The organism is Pantoea sp. BAV 3049 (genome assembly GCF_009765445.1).
GTDB lineage: Bacteria > Pseudomonadota > Gammaproteobacteria > Enterobacterales > Enterobacteriaceae > Erwinia.
The window spans coordinates 4,549,806-4,563,579 of record NZ_WHOY01000031.1 but is presented as its reverse complement, the minus strand read 5'-3'; the positions used below and the strand labels follow the sequence as shown (position 1 = coordinate 4,563,579).

Below are 13,774 nucleotides of genomic sequence, written 5' to 3'. Positions count from 1 at the left end.
GGCATCCAGCCGAATGCCACCACCATAGTGGAAAAGGTGATCCGGCTTGGGCATTCGCGGGAGACAGATCGGTATCCTGCTTTTATCGCCGCAGGACGACTTGCGGCACTGCGTCCTGGCTGTGGTGGTGAACCTGCAGATCGGCCTGATACCAGCGGGTTAGCGTCTCTTCGGTCATCACCTCTGCTGGCGTGCCACTGGCCACCAGTGAGCCCTGATGCAGCAGTAACATTCTGTCTGACCACAAGGCCGCCAGATTCAGGTCGTGCAGGACGCAACATACCGCCAGCTGGCCCTTGCGGGTCAGTTGATGCAGCAGTCGTAAAGCGTGCTGCTGGTGATAGAGATCCAGCGCCGAGGTCGGTTCATCCAGAAACAGCCAGCCCTGTGGGCCATCATCATGCCACAGCTGTGCCAGTGCTCTGGCGAGCTGCACCCGCTGCTGCTCGCCACCGGAAAGATAGCGATAGTCGCGGTTTGCCAGATCGTCGCAGCCCGTAAGCTGCATCACTTCGTCGACCATTCGCTGGCTGGCCCGTCCCGGCCAGGGCGCACGGCCCATTGCCACAACGTCCCGCACCGGCACGGCAAACTCAACGTGGCTCTGCTGACGCATCACCGCCCTGCTGCGGGCCAGACGATCGCGCGGCCAGCTTTCAATCAGCCGGTTATCAAGGGTACAGCTCCCCTGGCTTGCTGGCAGAAATCCGGTCAGCATCCGCAGAAGCGTGGATTTACCTGCACCATTCGGTCCAATCAGCGAGACCATTTCGCCCGGCTGCAGCGTCAGTGACACATGGTCAATCAGCAACCGCTGCCCTGCCCGATAAGAAGCGCCAACCGCCTGTAAAATTCTACTCATCCCGACCTTCCTGGCGACGCAGGATCAGCCATAAAAACCACGGAGCACCAAGCAGGCTGGTCAACAACCCTACCGGCATTTCAGCCGGAGCCACCATCGTGCGGGCCAGGGTGTCAGCCAGCAGCATCAGAATAGCCCCGAGTAATGTCGCGCCCGGCAGCAGCCAGCGGTGATCGCCGCCCATGCACAGACGGATCAGATGTGGCACCACCAACCCGACAAAACCGATGATGCCACTGACCGCCACTGCAGCAGCAACCATCAGCGCGCTGAGCACCAGCAGGATCCGCTGGGTGCGGCGAACATCCACGCCGAGGTAATGCGCTTCTTCATCGCCCAGCTGCAGTAAATTAAGCCGACGCGCCTGCCACTGAGTCGCCAGCATGGCAGGCAGGATCACCGCAGCACAGGCCAGCACCGTTGACCACTGCGCCTGGCCCAGTGAGCCCATACCCCAAAGCGAAAGCTGGCGCAGTTGCTGATCGTTGCTGAGCCACGACAGGATCCCTACTGCCGCACCACAAAGAGCATTGATGGCTATTCCGGCCAGTAACAGCCGGGAAAGCGTGGCACTGCTGTGGCGGCTGAGGATAAAAATAATCACCGTTACCGTAATACTGCCCACAAAGGCGGCCAGCATCGGCCACCACAGTGCCAGCGCAGCGGGCAGAGCCACAGGGATAACAATGGAAAAAGCCAGCATCAGCGAAGCGCCGCTGCTGATCCCCATCAGGCCGGGATCGGCCAGAGGGTTACGAAACAGGCCCTGCATCATCGCGCCGGAGAGTGCCAGCGCGGCACCCACCAGCACGGCAAGGAGAACGCGCGGCAAACGGATATTCCACCAGATCTTCCAGATCATGCTGTCAGCCGGGGCGTGCCAGACCACGGGCAGGGACAGTCGCATCGCGCCGATATTCGCCGCCAGCAGTACCATCGCCACCATCAAGACCAGCATCACCAGCAGCCCGCGCTGCACGTTCACCGTTTTCATTGCGCCACGGCTTCTGCTGCGTTACGCAGTCTGGAAATCGCGCCCGGGGTTTGCAGACCAAAACCCAGCAGCGACATCTCGTCCACCACCAGCAGGTTGTGATTTTTTCCTGCCGGAGTCAGCGCCAGGCCAGGCAACTGCCAGATTTTATCTTCGTTGCCCATCGCCTTCAGCCCGTCTTCGCCAATCACCACCAGCTGTGGCGCACTCGCTACAATGCCTTCCTGGGTCAGCGCCTGATAGTGCGGAATGTTGCCCATGGCGTTCTGCAACCCTGCGCTGCGGATCGCGCCATCTGCGGCGGTATCCGTTCCGGCCGCCATCGCCTTCATGCCGGAGTGATTAAGGATATAGAGCACCTTAACCGGCAGCGGCTTGTCCGACACGCCAGACAGCTGGCTGTCCATCTTCGCTTCCAGCGCTTTGCCCTGTTCTTCCCGGTTCAGCGTGCTGGCGATGGTGGCAATTTTCCGATGGATGGCGTTCAGCGAAGGTTCGCCCGTCACCGTCACCACCTTCACGCCAGCCTGCTCAACCTGTTGCAGCGCAATCGAGGGTTTTGCCAACTCGCTGGCAATCACCAGCGTCGGCTTCATCGCCAGGATCCCTTCCGCATTCAGCTGGCGCATATAGCCTACGTCAGGCAGTTTAGTGGCCACGGCAGGCTGGAGGCTGGTGGAATCGCGGGCCACCAGGCTCTGCTGCGCATCCAGCGCGTAGATGATTTCCGTCACGTCACCGCCAATCGACACTACCCGCTGTTCCGCCATCAGCGATAAAGGCAGCGCCAGCAATGCTATCAGCCACGCTTTCATGCGGCGGCTCCTTCATCAGTCAGGATGGCGATCTGTTCGCGCCAGCGGGCTTGTTCCGGCTCACCTTCGGTGCGCTGACCGTACAGCTGGGCAATCTGCGTGCCATCGGCGGCAAAGAGTTCCAGACTGGTCACCGTGCCGTTTGCCGTTGATTTGCGGGTTACCCAGCTCTCGGCGATGGCGTCTTCCATCAGGTGCAGAGTGAATGTCGGGTTGAAGATGTTCAGCCAGTTCTCCATCGGCATCAGCTTCTCCACCACGCCGGTGAAGATCTGCACGCAGCCGCGGTTACCGATGAAAATCATGATCTCGTTGCCATCGTTCTGCGCCAGCTTCAGCAGCTCGCTCAGCGCGCTGTTATCCACCCTGATTGCCAGATCGCTGGCCACGGCACGAAATGCCTGCTGACGGGAAATGTTGTGGCGTTTTAACAGGCCAAAGAACTGATGTACGTCCGTCATGGCACGCCATTCCTGCTCGATCAGCGCGTTGTCCGGCTTCTGATTTAACGCCACCGGCTGCGCCGGAGTAACGGTCAGCGCAGAGGACTCTTTGGCGGTGAACTCCGCCACTAACGCCTGCCAGGCCGTCATGTTAGTTTCTGGCGTGGTGTAAATTTTCAGGATGGCATCACCGTGCGCATCGAAAATCTGGATGCTGTGGCGATCGCCACGCGCGGTTTGCTCCAGCAGCGCAAAGGCACTTTTCCACTGTGAAGGGAATATACGCTGGTCAAGCGCACGTGGGTTGAGGATCAGCCCGGCATGCCCGCCCAGATGTAAGTTTTCATAACGCCCTATCTGCTCATGCACGGCATACTCGTTACGGGTAATAGATTTGGTTTCACCCACCGCTTTCAGCGCCGGTAATAACGCGGTGAAATCGGGCTTCAGCGCCACTGCATCATCCTGAGTGCGGGCCTGAGTCAGCTCAGCTTCACTGACGCCAAGCAGGCCAGCCAGCTCACGGGCATATTTTTTCGGCTGCTCTGTCTTCAGCGCCTGATAACGTTGGTATAGGGTACTCCGCATTTGCTCTCCTTTGAGCCCTGCGAAGTGCGCAGGGCAACGTGTGGTTAATTAGAAGGCGTTACGATCAGAAGTCGACATTGACGCCCAGCTGGAAGGTGCGGCCGGGCATCACTGCCAGCGCTTTATCATAAGCATCCTGATTGGTGCTTTCTGTCAGGTTACGGCTGCTCAGATAATCCCAGTATTTACGGTCAGTAAGGTTATAGATCCCCCCGTTCACCCGGACATTTTTCGCCACCTGCCAGTAAGCCGTCATATCCACCATACCGTAGCCCGGCACGCGCATATACTCGCTGGTAGAGTCCGTCAGAGCAGTACCGTTGTTGGTATAGCTTTCACGGTTAGTGTCGGTGGCGCGCTTGCCTTTGACAAAGGTCGCGGTCACGGCAGCCCCGTAACGTTTGGCAGGATCGTCCCACGCCACGCCGACAATAGCTTTCACCGGAGCCACGCTGTCCAGGTCGACATAGCTGTCGCCGGAGTAGCTGGATTTAGACTTCCCTTCACTGTAGCCCAGCGCGAAGGTGGCGCTCAGGCCGTTGACCTCTTCAAACCAGGTGCCGAAGTTCAGTTTAGTGCTGAGCTGACCACCATAGATATAGGCCTTATCACGGTTCTCAGCCTGGTAAATAGTGTAGATATTCGACGGAACATTACCGAACATCGACGGGTTGCCGGAGCGGGTATAGCGGGTGTAGGCGATAAAGTTCTTATAGGTGTTATAGAACATCGCTGCGTTCAGCGAGACGCCCTCCACCGGCTCCCCTTTCAGGCCCCATTCGTAGTTGTCGCTGGTTTCTGTTTTCAGATCGCTATTGCCGATTAATGCGTACTGCTGCGATCCGGCATAGCTTGAACCGAGGTTCCAGGAACCATACAGCTGGCTGGCATTCGGGAACTGTGCGCCGCGCTTGTACATCACGTAGGTCATCAGCGTTGGCGTCAGATCGTAGTTAAAGCTCAGCGATGGCAGCAGCTGGGTATCGGTGTTCTCTTTGCCATACAGGGTTTGCAGCTGGTCTTCCGTCAGCACGCTGCTACCGGTGGTCAGGCTGCTGAGGTTTTCAGGTTTAGTGGACTGATGAGCCACACGAACGCCCGGCACAACGCTGAAGTCATGACCGTCGAGATCGAAGTGGATTTTATCCTGCACATAACCGCCCAGCGTGTAGCTGCGGCTGTTGGCGTCCGGCTGCATGATCACGCTGTACTGGCTGGCCGGCGGCTCCTGGCGGAATGGACGTTTGGTGTCGCTGATGCTGCCGTTCAGGCCGCCGCTCAGCTCATGACGCCCAAGCATTTTTGCCAGCTGGGTGTCAAAGCCCCAGGTATCGACATCATAATCGGAATAAACCCGCTCCATCGCCGTGGCGCTGGAAGGCATATAGGTGTTGTCGTGCGCCTGGGTCTGCTGCCAGAACACCCGTGAAGTCAGGCTGTCGATAAACGCATTGGCAGGCGTCCACTCATCCTTGAGGCTGACGCCCCAGCGGCGGGTGTTACTCTGCTGCTGCGCGGTGCCCCAGATGGTTTTGCCAGTGCTGTCCCAGGCGTCGTAATGGGTATGGTTGGTCTTGTCGTAATAGTCGACGGTGCCGGTCAGCTTGTGCTCATCGTTGGGCTGCCAGATACCTGAAGCCATCAGCGCGTTGGAATGCCAGTTGACCGGATACGCATCGATCGTTCCGCTGTTATTACGGGTTTCCTGACCGTCGCGGCGGCTGTAGACGAACACGCCACGCAGCGTTTCATCACCGGCTGCGGCAGTGATGCCGTTGTGCCAGCTACGGTTGGAGGAGTCATAATCCGACTGATAGCCAAAGTAAGTGGACTTATCCGGAGACAGATAATCATCCGCCGATTTCGGCACGAATGAAACTGCGCCGCCGATGGCGTTATTGGCCTTCGAGATTGAGGTGGCACCCGATTCGATATCCACCTGACCATACATATAGGGGTCAATGTAATCGCGCCCGATACCAAAGGTATTCAGACCGGCACGCCCGACATAGCTGCGACCGGTTGCAGCAGGTTGTGGAATGCCATCCACATCCAGCCCGACACGGTTACTTTCCAGACCACGAATGTTATAGCCAGTGTAACCACTACGGTCGAAGCCGCTCTTGCCTGCCGAAGAGCCGCCGCTGGTCCCGGTAGCGCTGATCAACGGTTCATAGCGCATGATGGAGCCAAAATCATTGGCACCTTTGTTCTGCATCTCTTCGGCGGTGACGGTGGTTTTGCTGCCCGCTTCTTGCTCCTGCCGTGGGGCGGTAACAACCATCAACGGTTCAGAAGGCGTGGTTTTTTTTGCGGAGACTTTTAGCGGCTTGCCAGAAGTGGTGGTCGCTGGGGTGGTATCGGTGGCTGTTTCAGCCCCGACGGAATAGCCGGAGGTCACCAGCGTGCCGAACAGCACCGTGGTGTGGACAATTCCCTGTGAGGAAAAGAGTTTACGCATTTTAGTAAGCCTTTATTCTTTATTAGTATCGACTCATACATTGCTGCCGCTGGCGTGAAAAACCGCGAAAAAAAAGCCTGCGCCTGCTGCGCGTTATGGATGTCGATCCCTGACCCAGAGTTACAAATGAGAATGATAATCAGATTGATTCTTTATATCAACGATCTCCATAATTTATTCACAATTCTGTAAACCACCAGGTTGACAGCCCTCGTTCGTCACCAGAAGATGAGGGCCTGATTTTTTGAGGACACCCACCATGAAAACGTCTCCCGCCTTGACTATTGAGTACTGTTCCCAGTGCAACTGGCTGCTGCGTGCCGGCTGGATGGCGCAGGAATTGCTGCATACCTTCAGCACCGATCTGGCCTCGGTTACCCTGGTACCGGGCACGGGCGGTATTTATCAGATCGCCATCGACGGACAGCTAATTTGGGATCGCAAAATCGATGGCGGTTTTCCGGAAGTGAAGGAGTTGAAGCAGCGGGTGCGGAATGTCTGTTTCCCGGAGCGGGATTTAGGGCATATTGATAAAGCCTGACGCCCTGATTTAGCCACAAGATAAGGAACGATATGTCCACGCCGCCCTCATGGACCGTTGGTGAACTGAAAATCACTAAACTCATTGAACAATCGTTCAGCCTGCCCGCAGCAAAACTCCTTCCGGACCTCGCTGAAAGCCAGCTACCGAAAGGTATGACGCTGGAAAGCCCGCTGCAAATGAGCGTCCACAGCTGGTTGGTGGAATCACCACAGGGGCACTTTCTGATTGATACCGCCACGGGAAACGGCAAATCGCGCCCGTTCAGCCCGCTCTTTGATCAATTGAACAGTCCGTGGATGGACAATCTGCTGGCAACCGGCCTGCGTCCGGAAGATATCGACTGTGTTCTGCATACTCACCTGCATACCGATCATGTGGGGTGGAACACCATCCGGAACGGCGAGCGCTGGGTGCCTTCCTTCCCCAATGCAAAATGGGTGATCCCTGCAGGGGAAATCGCATGGTATCAGACGGCTGAAGCAGCCCCGCGCGCGATCGTTTTTGCCGACAGCGTGCAGCCGCTGATCGATGCCGGGAAAGTGGAAACAATAGCCGAGGACGGTGGGGAATATTTGCCGGGTATCCGCTTCCTGCCGACTCACGGCCACAGCACCAGCCACATGAGTATTGCCTTTGAATCGGCGGGACAGGTGGCGTTATTTACTGGCGATGTGATGCACAACAAATTGCAGGTACCCCATCCCGGGCTCTCTTCAGTTTTCTGCCGCGATAAACCGGCGGCCTGCAGCGCCAGAGCCTGGCTGCTTGATTTTGCCTCACGCCATCAGGCCACCCTTTTCACCGTCCACTTCTCTGGTAGCGCTGTCGGCCAGGTCAACCCGGCTGCTGAGGGATATACCTGGACAGAATTTTCGCACAGCTGAGAGAAGTAGCCGACCGCAAGAATACTGCCGTCAGCTCCACTGATGGGATCTGACATGTTGGCCGGGCGAGTTTATTGTCCGACCAGTTCTCCCGCCTGGGGGCGAACAGTTCCCGCAGCCTGTTCAGGCGAATCTGAACACCCCTATCGCCTGGTTTACCGCATCCGCCTGCTGCTGCTGAAGCTGCGCCACCTGGACCGTTTCCGCCACGTGCTCAACGTTGTCCTGAACGCTGCGGTCGATGCTGGCAATACTGTCACGCATCTGGGCGATACTGCTGCGCTGCTGTTCGCTCATCTCTGACAGCTCACCGACCAGCTGAGCCAGCTCCTCAATACTGGAGATGATCTCCTCCATTGTTTTTCCGGCATGTTCGACCTGCTGCGAACCGTTATGGGTCGCTTCGACTGAGTTGCCGGTCGTCTGGCGGATATCCTTTGCAGCCTCTTCACAGCGAATTGCCAGCGTGCGAACTTCAGAAGCCACCACCGCAAAACCTTTGCCGTGCGTACCGGCGCTGGCGGCTTCTACTGAGGCATTCAGCGACAGAATATTGGTCTGGAAAGCGATGCTGTCGATCAATTCCAGAATGGCGTTGATGCGACGGGATGCGTCGCTGATTTGCGCCATGGAATCCACTGCATCGTAAATATTACTGCCGCCTTTTAACGCCAGTTTGCTGGCTCCCTTCGCCAGCTCACGAGCTTCCTGCGCTTTTGCACTGGTCAGTGTCGCAGCGGAATTCATCTGCTCCATCGCACTGGCGGCTGAGTCCAGCGCCCTCGCCTGCTCATCGGTTCGCGCTGACAGGGCCGCGTTACGTTTAAGGATGCTTTCCGATGCCGTCAGCAGTTCACCGACGCCGGAACTGACCCGACAAAGCGTGCTGCCCATGGTGCCGAGGGTATTGTTAAAGGTTTTGCCAAATTCGGTCTTTGTCGCCTCCTCATCCTGCGCCAGCGTCAGCTTGCCCGGCTCGCGGGTGATCCAGGAGGCCAGATGCGCCACTTCGCTGGCGGAGCGGGCATCGGCGGCCATATTCAGGGCGATGTAAATCAGAATAGCGGTCTGCGCCACCACAAACAGCGCATGGAACACCACCATATGAAATCCGGGATGCATAAACACCATCACGCCAAATAAATCGTGTTCCTGAAGATAGTTAAACAGCGCGTGATGAACTGCGGCGGTGGCAGCCCCCACCAGTAACGGTCTGTAATCGCGATAGGCCAGCAGCGCGGAAAGCAGCACAAAAATGGAGAAGTGATATTCGGTATCGCCCTCCCCCAGTTGGATCAGCAAAGCGGCGTAGGCCAGCAGGACAAAGGAAAAATAGAGGCGGGTAAACAGGCTTCCCGGCAGCAACACTTTAACAACAGTGGCGCTGAGCGTCAGGATCCCCCCCGCGATCAGGGCCAGCTGCAGTTCAGCAAAAAACCAGCCCAGGAGTGCCGAAACCAACAGCAGACCCCAACAGATAAACAGCATCAGCACATCTGCCTGGTGATAAATCCGGGCAAGAGAAACCCGGTCTGCCTGCTGCTGTCCAGCCAGCATTTTCGTTGTTGATACCATGATTTTTCCAGAAGTTATATCCACGTGATTGCCGGGAGAGTACGTGGGGCGTGGCTTGTAACCTCAGATTAGGTTCTCTTCACTATTATCGTCAACGTAAATTGCCGAAAGTTGTCAGACCAGCGGACGAGGATGCTCGGGGAAATTGCCTGTTAGGATAAGAGCAACGCCGGGAAAATGGTTTCCCGACGTTATTTTCAAGCGAATTAAGTATTGCTGGCCGCAGGAAATAGCCTTTCTGCTGGCCGCAAAATCAGTCGCTGTCGGCAGTACAGACGGAAGCGGTTTTCGGGCGTAATGCAGTCAAGATGATCAGCGTGGCCACCAGCAGCGCCAGCGCACTGCCCATAAATACGCCTTTAGCGCCGGTGGCATTGAACACCACGCCTCCTGCAGCCGCACCGACAGTAATTGCCAGCTGGATCGCCGCCACCAGCAGACCACCACCACTTTCAGCCTCTTCCGGCATGGTGCGGGTGATCCAGGTTGACCAGCCCACCGGGCCAGCGCCAAAGGCCATGCCCCACAGCGCCACCAGGATCGCGTCGCTGACTGGGGCAGCTCCCAATCCGACCAGCGCCACGCCAAGCAGCCCCATCGCCAGCGGCATGCCGATCAGCGTCAGGTGCAGATTACGCTCCAGCAGCATCCCGGCTATCAGCGTACCGGCAAAGTTGGCAACGCCAAAGCCCAGCAGGATCATCGATAAACCATTCACTCCCACGCCGGTGACGCTTTCAAGGAACGGTCGCAGATAGGTAAAGAAAGCGAAGTGGCCGGAGAAGACCATGATGATCGCCAGCAGTGCGGTCTGCATGCCAGGACGCCCAATCAGCGAGAGGATCGAGCTACCTTTGCTCAACGGATTCGGCGGCATTTTAGGCAGAGTGATCGTCTGGCAGACCAGCGCCAGCAGGCCCATCAGCGAGGCGGCGATAAACACGTTGCGCCAGCCAATCAGATGGCCAAAGTAGCTGCCCATTGGCGCGGCAACGATTGTCGCTACCGAGACGCCGCTGAAGACGATCGATAAAGCACGCGGGATCATCGCTTCGGGCACCAGCCTCATTGCCGTGGCGGCGGCCAGCGTCCAGAAGCCACCAATCGCAATCCCCAGCAGCACGCGGGCAACGAGGATAAAGGAGAGGTTCGGGGCAAAGGCCACCAGCAGGTTCGAGACAATCAACATCGCTGAGAAAGTCAGCATCACCCAGCGGCGATCCATACGACGGGTCACTGCGGCGCTGAAAAAGCTGGTCAGCAGCGCGAAGACGGCGGTCACGGTTACGGCCTGGCCGGTTATTCCTTCAGTTACGCCAAGGCTGGCGGCCATCGGTGTCAGCAGGCTGGCCGGCAGGAACTCTGCGGTGACCAGTCCGAACACGCCAAGCGCCATGGAAAAGACTGCGCCCCACTGGGGCTTTTCTTCAGCCGGTATGGCCTGTTGTCGTGTGTTCATCTGGAATTTTCCGTCAGGATTAAGTTAGTCTAAGCGTAAAAGGCTGGCACCGGATGGTCTATGATGTAAAATCCGCAATTATTGATTAATCGTCCGGAAGGTGAAAAATGGCTGCAGAAAACCACGATCTGGCCAGTGAGCTGCTGCTGGGCATGCGTCTGCTGGGTGTGCAATACCGGCGTATTGAACTGACCGCGCCGTTCGGCATCGGTTTTATCAATGCACCAGGTCGTGCCCAGTTTCACTTTGTCAGCCGGGGCCCGGTGCTGTTGCGCACCGGTACCGGCACCGTTTATTCCCTCAATACGGGCGATGCACTGCTGCTACCACAGGGGATCGATCATGTGCTGCTCTCTTCGCCAGATGTCCCCTGTAAGGACATTCGCGCCTTCGATACCACCCCGGTCTGCGGCAATGTCTGCTGCGTTAAATCCTGCCCGCAGGAACCACAGGAATTGCAGGGATCCACTACGCTGATTTTCAGCGGCTGCATGGAGTTCGACCTCGGCGGCATGCAGATGCTGGTCAGCGCCATGCCGGAGGTACTGCTGGCAGATACGCTGATGCGCAAATACCCGGAACTGCAGCCAATGCTGGAGGCGATGGAGCGGGAGTCGCTGGCGAGACGTGCGGGCTATGCGGGGATCCTCTCAAGGCTGGCTGACGTGGTGGCAGCATTTATCGTCCGTGGCTGGGTGGAATCTGGCTGTGGCGATGCCGGTGGCTGGCTGCAGGCGCTTCGCGATCCACGGCTGGGCAAAGCGCTGGTTGCCCTGCATCGCGAACCGGGAAAAAACTGGACCGTAGCGCAGCTGGCAGCTGAAATGGGCAGCTCGCGCTCGGTGTTTGCCGAGCGGTTTCTGGCGGTAACGGGTATGACGCCGGTGCGCTACCTGACCGAGCTGCGCATGCAGCTGGCAATGCAGTGGATTGGACGGGAAGGTGAAGCGATTGAAACCGTGGCATGGCGACTGGGTTACGGCTCGCTGGCCGCCTTCAGCCGGGCATTTAAACGCACGACAGGTTCCACGCCGGGTGCACTGAGGGTCCGGGAGAGTAAACGGACAGTAGCGAAGGCTTCGTGATATGGGACGCCTTTGGCTTCTTAAAAGGCTTTGCGTCCGGCGCGCATCACACACCATAACGGCAGTGGCAAAGTGGTCACCAACAGCACCCACAGCAGGGCATAGACGGAATCAACGCCGTCATTTTGCAGGTTGATAAAGAGTTTCACCGGGATACCCTGCGGGAAGTAACTGAACACCAGTACGATGCCGAATTCGCCAATCACCCTTACCCAGGTGATTGCCAGCGCAGCGGCCAGCCCTCTTGCCGCCTGCGGCAGGGTCAGTCGCCAGAAGATCTGCCAGGCTGAAGCACCCAGTGTCTGCCCGGCTTCTTCAATCTCCACCGGCACGTTTTCAAAAGCGGCCCGGGCTGCCAACACAAAATAAGGCAGCCCGCCATAAATCTGCGCCGTCACAAAAGCGCCAGCATTGTTATTCAGCGCCAGACCAATCGCGGAAAGCGCCTCACCCATTGACCCGTAAGGCCCGTATACCGAGACCAGCAGGATCCCCATAGCCAGAGGCGGTGCCAGCAGGGGGATCAGAACCGCCACCTCCATCGCCCCGCGCCAGCGGGAGTCGGTTCTTGCCAGCCATAACGCCAGCGGCAACCCCAGCAAAATAATCAGCGGGAGAGCAATCGCACTCATCCCCAGCGATGTGGCAACGGCCTGACCGTCGCCATAAGCAAGATGAAAGCCGGACCATGGCGTCAGCCATGCCAGGGTCAGAAAGGGGATGAGCAGCAGAAGAACTGCCGGCATCCCCAGCCAGAGCGAACGCAAATTACATTGCCCCGCCTTTTGGCGCGCCATAACCGTTTTTCTCAAACAGCGCCTGGCCTTCTTTGCTCTGCATAAACTTCACAAACTTCTGCGCCAGCTCCGGATGTGGCGCGTTTTTCAGCACTGCTGCATAAAATACCAGCGGCTGAGTGTGCAGCGTTTTTTTCTGGCCTTTAGCATCGGTAATATCAAAACTCACCTTGCTGTACCAGCTGGCATCCATCTCCGGATTGCTCAGGTTAATTTCATCCGGCAGCCTGATGTAGGGCAGATGGGCGGAACGGGTGGCGCTCTCATAACCGGAAGCGGCATCAACCTGTCCGGCTTCCAGCCGCGTCAGCAAGCCGCCCTCAGCAAACACCTGCTGCGGATTCTGTGTTTCACCCAACACTTTTTCCGCCAGGTCCGGCTGCTGGTAATAGCGGCTGGCCAGCATCATGGTGAAAATGATGTTCTGCCCCTGCGGATCGGTAGCCGGATCGGTGCGCCCAAAGCGCAGAGAAGGCGTTTGCAGCACTTTCCACCACGGCTCCGCGCCAGGCTTGTTGTCACGGATAGCGTTGAAGGCTTCCGCGTATTTCCCTTTGGGGTTATACGCAATCACCATGCTGGTGCTGGCAACCGGTTCAGCTTTCTCCACCAGTCCGGCTTTTTGCAGCACGGCAATCGGGCCTGGGGTGATAGAAACAAACACGTCTGCCACCACTTTTTTCGACGCAAGCAGGTTCGCCATCCCATAGGCACCCTGCCCCTGCCCCTGATAATTCACCTGATTGCTTTTGGCAAAGGCCGGACCCAACGCTTTGTCCATCACCACGCCCATTGAACCCGCGTAGGTGACACGGAAATCTTCTGCAGCATGGGCGTAGCCGGAAAGAGACAGGACAACAGCAACGGCACCCGCCAGGCGGGGCGGAGTTAATACATTGAATCTGGAGATCATGAGGTGCTCTTCGTTATATATCTGGTTACATTACGATAAGCAATTATCGGCTCCCGTCAATCAACCTTTTTACAACGAGCAGGTAATCAGTATCCAATCTGAAGTGCGGGCGTTAGAGCCAGTTAAATCCCCTTGCCATAATCCCGGCCAGCGTGACAGCAATGGAAATCAGATCGGCGAATTTTTCAGCAGTAACAATCAGACACATCGTGTCACTCCGTCAAGCACTGGTAACAATTTCTGGCGGAAAACCGGCCAGCCATGCGATTTGTTTACCTTTGACCGCACTTTTTAGCCGGTCACTCTCCGTCTGTTCCGGGGTATCATTTTTTTTATTAACAGCATGCCTGCTGA

The 13,774-nt window shown here is 57.3% G+C and carries 12 protein-coding genes; 3 read left to right on the top strand and 9 right to left on the bottom strand.

Features of this window, described 5'->3' with window-relative positions:
• Positions 1-82: 82 nt before the first annotated feature.
• From GSQ70_RS22575 to GSQ70_RS22555, 5 genes are all read right to left on the bottom strand, one after another.
• Entirely contained in the window at positions 83-862 is a 780-nt protein-coding gene (locus tag GSQ70_RS22575; protein WP_158784602.1) for a heme ABC transporter ATP-binding protein, read from the bottom strand.
• Positions 855-1,856: an iron ABC transporter permease gene (locus GSQ70_RS22570; RefSeq protein ID WP_158784601.1), complete on the bottom strand. Its 1,002-nt coding sequence runs from the start codon at positions 1,854-1,856 to the stop codon at positions 855-857. Before GSQ70_RS22570 ends, GSQ70_RS22575 begins: the two co-directional genes overlap by 8 nt.
• Complete coding sequence (locus GSQ70_RS22565) at positions 1,853-2,671, bottom strand: hemin ABC transporter substrate-binding protein (RefSeq protein ID WP_158784600.1); 819 nt, start codon at positions 2,669-2,671, stop codon at positions 1,853-1,855. The genes GSQ70_RS22570 and GSQ70_RS22565 overlap by 4 nt, the downstream gene beginning before the upstream one ends.
• Positions 2,668-3,702, bottom strand: a complete 1,035-nt coding sequence (locus GSQ70_RS22560) for a hemin-degrading factor (RefSeq protein WP_158784599.1) — start codon at positions 3,700-3,702, stop codon at positions 2,668-2,670. Before GSQ70_RS22560 ends, GSQ70_RS22565 begins: the two co-directional genes overlap by 4 nt.
• A 64-nt stretch (positions 3,703-3,766) precedes the next feature.
• Complete coding sequence (locus GSQ70_RS22555) at positions 3,767-6,163, bottom strand: TonB-dependent hemoglobin/transferrin/lactoferrin family receptor (RefSeq protein ID WP_158784598.1); 2,397 nt, start codon at positions 6,161-6,163, stop codon at positions 3,767-3,769.
• Positions 6,164-6,422: 259 nt separating this feature from the next.
• On the opposite strand from GSQ70_RS22555, the gene GSQ70_RS22550 reads away from it, so the two are divergent.
• Together GSQ70_RS22550 and GSQ70_RS22545 are read left to right on the top strand one after the other, a co-directional pair.
• Positions 6,423-6,704, top strand: coding sequence for a SelT/SelW/SelH family protein (locus GSQ70_RS22550; RefSeq protein ID WP_158784597.1), 282 nt, complete (start codon positions 6,423-6,425; stop codon positions 6,702-6,704).
• A 32-nt stretch (positions 6,705-6,736) separates the two neighbouring features.
• Positions 6,737-7,591 (top strand): MBL fold metallo-hydrolase, encoded by an 855-nt coding sequence (locus GSQ70_RS22545; protein WP_158784596.1) that lies wholly within the window; start codon positions 6,737-6,739, stop codon positions 7,589-7,591.
• Between the two features lie 123 nt (positions 7,592-7,714).
• Here the strand turns inward: GSQ70_RS22545 and GSQ70_RS22540 are convergent, their stop codons facing one another.
• On the bottom strand, positions 7,715-9,166 hold the full coding sequence (locus tag GSQ70_RS22540; protein WP_158784595.1) for a methyl-accepting chemotaxis protein: 1,452 nt from the start codon (positions 9,164-9,166) through the stop codon (positions 7,715-7,717).
• Positions 9,167-9,419: 253 nt separating this feature from the next.
• Positions 9,420-10,625 (bottom strand): MFS transporter, encoded by a 1,206-nt coding sequence (locus GSQ70_RS22535; RefSeq protein ID WP_158784594.1) that lies wholly within the window; start codon positions 10,623-10,625, stop codon positions 9,420-9,422.
• A 107-nt stretch (positions 10,626-10,732) separates the two neighbouring features.
• On the opposite strand from GSQ70_RS22535, the gene GSQ70_RS22530 reads away from it, so the two are divergent.
• Positions 10,733-11,710 carry an AraC family transcriptional regulator gene (locus tag GSQ70_RS22530; protein ID WP_158784593.1) on the top strand — a complete coding sequence of 326 codons (978 nt, stop codon included), beginning with the start codon at positions 10,733-10,735 and terminating at the stop codon, positions 11,708-11,710.
• Between the two features lie 20 nt (positions 11,711-11,730).
• On the opposite strand, the gene GSQ70_RS22525 is transcribed toward GSQ70_RS22530, so the two are convergent.
• Positions 11,731-12,456 (bottom strand): ABC transporter permease subunit, encoded by a 726-nt coding sequence (locus GSQ70_RS22525; protein ID WP_233268446.1) that lies wholly within the window; start codon positions 12,454-12,456, stop codon positions 11,731-11,733.
• Between the two features lie 22 nt (positions 12,457-12,478).
• On the bottom strand, positions 12,479-13,420 hold the full coding sequence (locus GSQ70_RS22520; RefSeq protein WP_158784592.1) for an extracellular solute-binding protein: 942 nt from the start codon (positions 13,418-13,420) through the stop codon (positions 12,479-12,481).
• Between the last annotated feature and the right edge of the window lie 354 nt (positions 13,421-13,774).

Bases quoted from the DNA above. Each gene is read 5' to 3' on its own strand.
- GSQ70_RS22525 (WP_233268446.1), bottom strand. From the start codon at position 12,456: ATGCCGGCAGTTCTTCTGCTGCTCATCCCCTTTCTGACCCTGGCATGG.
- GSQ70_RS22560 (WP_158784599.1), bottom strand. From the start codon at position 3,702: ATGCGGAGTACCCTATACCAACGTTATCAGGCGCTGAAGACAGAGCAG.
- GSQ70_RS22575 (WP_158784602.1), bottom strand. From the start codon at position 862: ATGAGTAGAATTTTACAGGCGGTTGGCGCTTCTTATCGGGCAGGGCAG.
- GSQ70_RS22565 (WP_158784600.1), bottom strand. From the start codon at position 2,671: ATGAAAGCGTGGCTGATAGCATTGCTGGCGCTGCCTTTATCGCTGATG.
- GSQ70_RS22540 (WP_158784595.1), bottom strand. From the start codon at position 9,166: ATGGTATCAACAACGAAAATGCTGGCTGGACAGCAGCAGGCAGACCGG.
- GSQ70_RS22550 (WP_158784597.1), top strand. From the start codon at position 6,423: ATGAAAACGTCTCCCGCCTTGACTATTGAGTACTGTTCCCAGTGCAAC.
- GSQ70_RS22545 (WP_158784596.1), top strand. From the start codon at position 6,737: ATGTCCACGCCGCCCTCATGGACCGTTGGTGAACTGAAAATCACTAAA.
- GSQ70_RS22570 (WP_158784601.1), bottom strand. From the start codon at position 1,856: ATGAAAACGGTGAACGTGCAGCGCGGGCTGCTGGTGATGCTGGTCTTG.
- GSQ70_RS22520 (WP_158784592.1), bottom strand. From the start codon at position 13,420: ATGATCTCCAGATTCAATGTATTAACTCCGCCCCGCCTGGCGGGTGCC.
- GSQ70_RS22555 (WP_158784598.1), bottom strand. From the start codon at position 6,163: ATGCGTAAACTCTTTTCCTCACAGGGAATTGTCCACACCACGGTGCTG.
- GSQ70_RS22530 (WP_158784593.1), top strand. From the start codon at position 10,733: ATGGCTGCAGAAAACCACGATCTGGCCAGTGAGCTGCTGCTGGGCATG.
- GSQ70_RS22535 (WP_158784594.1), bottom strand. From the start codon at position 10,625: ATGAACACACGACAACAGGCCATACCGGCTGAAGAAAAGCCCCAGTGG.